This window comes from Campylobacter concisus (assembly GCF_902460545.1).
In the GTDB taxonomy this organism is placed as follows: Bacteria; Campylobacterota; Campylobacteria; order Campylobacterales; family Campylobacteraceae; genus Campylobacter_A; species Campylobacter_A concisus_AE.
Genome location: NZ_CABPUE010000002.1, coordinates 102,428 through 107,108, shown reverse-complemented (window position 1 = coordinate 107,108; position 4,681 = coordinate 102,428). Strand labels below are relative to the sequence as shown.

Below are 4,681 nucleotides of genomic sequence, written 5' to 3'. Positions count from 1 at the left end.
ATCCCTTAATTATTTTAAGGGATAGAATAGTAGGAGTTCTAGGAGTCAAAAGATTAAAATTTACTTTTTCTAACTTCGTTTACTATCGCCTTAGCCATGTCATCAACATCAGATGTTACTTCATTTGCTTTATTGACAATTACTACATTTTCTTTTGTAAGTGTGTCTATTTGAGCAACTGATTGATTTATCATATTAATTCCTTCACTTTGCTCTTTTATAGACTCACTCATTTCATTGATTGATTGAGCTAGTACATTTGTATTTGCTTCGATCTCTGTTAGAGATTTTTGAGTTCTCTCTGCTAGTTTTCTAACCTCATCTGCAACAACAGCAAAGCCTCTACCATGCTCTCCTGCGCGTGCTGCCTCGATTGCGGCATTAAGAGCTAGTAAATTTGTTTGATCAGCTATATCTCTAATAATAGTTATGATGTTTTTAATCTCATCGCTTTGTCTAATAACATCAGATGTTTTTTGAGATATTGCATTCATTGAGCTTGACATTTGCTCTACTGCGGCAGCAGACTCTTGAAGTGAGCTTGCTTGTACATTTGCGCCTTGAGTTAGTTCTTTCATTGACTGGCTTAAAGACTCAGCCTTTTCTTCTAGTACGTGGGCTTGATCTAAATTTGCCCTTAACATCTTGGCTATCTCTTCACCAAGAGCATTTATACCAACCGCCATTTTGCCATCATCTTCAAGCCTTTTAGTAAAGTCTTGTTTTTTAAAGCTTTCTAGTAGATTTAACACGTCATCGCCATTTTCCGCAATAGCATGTTTTAGTGCGATTTGTAAGTCTTTGAAAGTTTGTTTTAGCTGGCTAAGTGCAGGATTTGAAGTATCTGCATTAAGCTGAGCTACGTAGTTACCTTTACCGATTTGATTTACAAAAGTATTTGCTTCTTTAATGAAATTATTTTGCTCAGATAAATTTGCCTCGATTTGTTTGATATTCTCATTTATCAGTGCACTCATCTGTCCGATCTCGTCACTACCACTACGATCTAAAAATTCAGCTTTATTAGATTTATAATTTAAGAAGTCAAAAAATCTAACTAAGCCATTTTTAGTCTGATCTATACCAGAGATCAGGTTTTTACCTATTAATGTAGATACTAGCAACATAAGCAAAATACAAATCGCAATCACAATAGAACTTATAATAAGTTCGGTATTTGCATCGCCCTTAATGCGTATTGCATCTTTTTGCATATTATCAAGTAGTTTAAGCTCAAGCTCTCTCATCGCATCTATTGTAATGCTTATCTTTGAAAACCAACTTGCTGCATCATAAGATACATCTTCAGTGGCAACTACATTTTTAATAATATTCATCGCATCATAAAATCAGCCTTTTTTCTAGCGATAGCATCAAATTCGTCACTAAATTCTTTTGGGTTGTAATCGTCAAAATCCTGCATAAATTTATTTATAACGCTATTTAGTGCAACTACTTTATTGTAGTCCTCTTTGCTTATGCTCTTTTTAGTAAAAACCCCATTTAAAGTAGCACGCAAAATACCAAAAGACTCTTTTATCTCACCAACAATAATGATACGCTTTAGATCATCTACCAAGCTAGGCTCGAGCTTATCGCTATATCCATTTATAGCAACAACCTCTTTTCTTAAAATTTTTGTTATACGACTAATTAGATCATTGCCACTTTTTTGATCTACATTTGAGCGGATACTATTTATTTCTGAAGCTATTTCATTTTTCTCTTCAAGCTTATCGAGCGCAGCATCTACTTTTTTACGCTGCTCTAATAAATTTTTATTATCCCCTCCTGCTAGCACACCTGAGCTAAATCCACGTTCTTTTTGCATTTCATGGATAAAATTATTTTGATTTATTATTGTATCCACGATTTTCTCACTAAACTCTGCTTTTGAGCGAGTCTTTAAGATACCATTTAGCATATATGCACTCATGATACCAAGGCCAATAAGACTGACGATAACTATCGCCATAATCTTAGATTTAATACCTAGATTATTCATTTTCTCTCCTTTTAGTTTTTCTTAAATATCTGCTTCAAAAAATAAAGCCATACGACTTTAATACTTAAAATTTATCAACCAAAAAATGCTTTTGGTTATTTTTATAAAAAATATTGATTAACGCATTTATGTAAAATTTTAATTTATATTTAGCTTTATTAAATAGTAGGAATTTTTTAACAAAATTGTGATACATGCAAATAGAAAATAGCACATTTAAAATAAATGCCGTTCTCATCCTGAGAAGCTTCATTTTTTCTCCTTGAAATAATTACGTCATTTTATTAATTTTACTTTTAAAAGATGTTAAATTTTAAAAATTAGAAAAAAGTGAGTTTTTGCAGAGAATTCCTGCTTCTCTGCAAATTTTGTATTTAGATTTATTTCTTTAATCCATATTTATCTAGCATTTTGTAAAATTCGCCAGACTTTTGTAGCTCATCGATCGCTGCATCTATCTTCTTGATAAGCTCAGTGTGTTTGCCTTTATCAAACGCCATTGCAAATCCTTCCGTGCCATCAGGAACTCTTAAAAATTCTTCCAAATCTGGATTTTGTTTTAAATACTCAACCCCTATCGGACTATCAGTTAGCACAACGTCGATTTTGCCAGCGTTTAGTGACATGATAGCAGCTGCTACATTTTCAGCAGGTATCGATTTAGTGGTTATGCTTTTGGCTGCTTCTTCTTGCAATGTTCCAACTTGAGCTGAAATTTTCTTATCTTTAAGGTTGTCTTTATTTACATCTGAGCCTTTTTTGCGGATAAATAAATTCTCTGAAAAATAATATGGCTTGGTGAAATCAACCGATTTTCTTCTCTCATCAGTTGCGCTCATTCCGCTTATAGCAATATCGATTTTACCGGTTTTTAATGCTGATATCAGACTATCAAAGCTCATATTTGCAACATCAAATTTTATTCCAGTTTTTTTGGTGATCTCATTTAATAAATCTATCTCAAAGCCAACAATTTTATTGTTTTCATCAAGATATTCAAAAGGTGGATAATCAGCGCTCGAGCCAACTTTATAAACTACATTTTTACTAGTTTCTTCGGCATTATTTGCTGCATTTTTTTTATTAGCATCATCGCCACAACCTAGTAAAAATAAAACTAAGCTTGCCATCAAAAATTTTAAAATTTTACTCATTTTCTACTCCTTTAATGATTTAAAATTTTACCTAAAAACTCTTGTAGACGCTCGTGCTGCGGATTTGTAAAGACATTTTTCGGTGTATCATCAACTGCTATCTTGCCTTTATCCATAAAGAAAATTCTATTTGCCACATTTCTCGCAAAGCCCATTTCATGGGTCACCACAAGCATCGTTATGCCCCTTGCAGCAACATCTTTCATGATATCAAGAACCTCTCCGATCATCTCTGGATCTAGCGCGCTCGTTGGCTCGTCAAAAAGTATCACTTCTGGCTCCATCGCTAGGCTTCTAGCGATCGCAATACGTTGCTTTTGTCCGCCTGAAAGCTTGTGCGGATAGGCAAATTTCTTATCACTTAGCCCAACGCTTTTTAGCAACTCATCGGCTCTTTTTTCTGCACTTGCTTTATCTAAAATTCCTGCTTTTATCGGAGCTAGAGTTAAATTTTGCAAGACGTTTTTATTTGCAAAAAGATTAAAGTGCTGAAAAACCATGCTCACTTTTTGGCGAATTTTATTTATATCTGATTTTTTATCTAAAATATCTTCGCCATTTATCTTGATATGTCCGCTATCTGGCTCTTCAAGGCGGTTTATGCAGCGTAAAAATGTGCTTTTACCACCACCACTTGGACCAATTATCGCTATAACTTCACCCTTTTTTATATCTACGCTAATATCATTTAAAACACGCAAATCGCCATAACTTTTGTTTAAATTTTTAATCTCAATCATGGCGGTTTAATCTCCTCTCAAGTAGTTTTGTCAAAAGTGTAAAAAATTTAACACTCACATAATAGACAATGCCTGTAAAAATGACTGGCTCTGGACTATAAAAGACCGCTTGCAAGCTCTTACTTTGCATCGTGATATCAACGACGCTTATATAGCCAACGACTGAGGTCTCTTTAAATAGTGATATAAACTCATTTGCAAGAGCTGGCAAGATATTTTTCGTAGCTTGTGGAAAAACTATCTCGCGCATCGAAACATAGTAGTTTAGGCCCATCGCACGAGCTGCTTCCATTTGTCCTTTATCGACGCTATTTATACCACTTCGCACGATCTCGGCCACATAAGCAGAACTATTTAGCCCAAGTGCGATGAGAGCTACATAAAAATTATCACTCCATGTTGCAAAAATGACAACTGAAAAAATTAAAAGTTGAAGTATTACAGGTGTTCCACGTAAGATATCGATATATTCATCAATTATAAAATTTAAGACTTTAATATTTAAAAATTTAATAAACGCCAAGGTAAATCCAAGTGTTATGCCTATGACAATACCGCCTATAGTAAGCCCTAAAGTCACTCCATAACTTTTGATATAAGCGATCTCTTGAGCCTCACTAAGATCTCTTGGATAGAAAAAATACGCTCCAAGTGAGACGATTATTATAAAAAATAGAAATTTAGCTAAATTTTGAGCCTTCAACTTTGTCCTTCTCTTTAAAATATGGCTTTAAATAATACGAAAAAATTTATATCATTTTGCTTAAAAGTGTTTAAGGATC

Annotated in this window: 5 protein-coding genes; all 5 read right to left on the bottom strand. The window is 33.8% G+C overall.

All coding sequences use genetic code 11. The annotated features are described in order from the left end of the window. Positions 1 to 53: 53 nt before the first annotated feature. The 5 genes from FZ949_RS09715 to FZ949_RS02290 all read right to left on the bottom strand — a co-directional run bounded on the left by FZ949_RS09715 (position 54) and on the right by FZ949_RS02290 (position 4,602). The gene (locus FZ949_RS09715; RefSeq protein WP_374057355.1) at positions 54 to 494 is read right to left on the bottom strand and encodes a methyl-accepting chemotaxis protein; all 441 of its coding nucleotides are present in this window, start codon (positions 492 to 494) and stop codon (positions 54 to 56) included. Between the two features lie 839 nt (positions 495 to 1,333). Further along, positions 1,334 to 2,005, bottom strand: coding sequence for a nitrate- and nitrite sensing domain-containing protein (locus tag FZ949_RS09505; protein ID WP_262367768.1), 672 nt, complete (start codon positions 2,003 to 2,005; stop codon positions 1,334 to 1,336). 380 nt (positions 2,006 to 2,385) lie between these two features. Beyond that, complete coding sequence (locus FZ949_RS02300; protein WP_148790080.1) at positions 2,386 to 3,159, bottom strand: transporter substrate-binding domain-containing protein; 774 nt, start codon at positions 3,157 to 3,159, stop codon at positions 2,386 to 2,388. A gap of 11 nt (positions 3,160 to 3,170) precedes the next feature. Further along, a complete protein-coding gene (locus tag FZ949_RS02295) occupies positions 3,171 to 3,899 on the bottom strand; it encodes an amino acid ABC transporter ATP-binding protein (RefSeq protein WP_103579510.1) in 729 nt (242 codons plus the stop codon). Continuing rightward, a complete protein-coding gene (locus FZ949_RS02290) occupies positions 3,892 to 4,602 on the bottom strand; it encodes an amino acid ABC transporter permease (RefSeq protein ID WP_085658195.1) in 711 nt (236 codons plus the stop codon). The genes FZ949_RS02295 and FZ949_RS02290 overlap by 8 nt, the downstream gene beginning before the upstream one ends. Between the last annotated feature and the right edge of the window lie 79 nt (positions 4,603 to 4,681).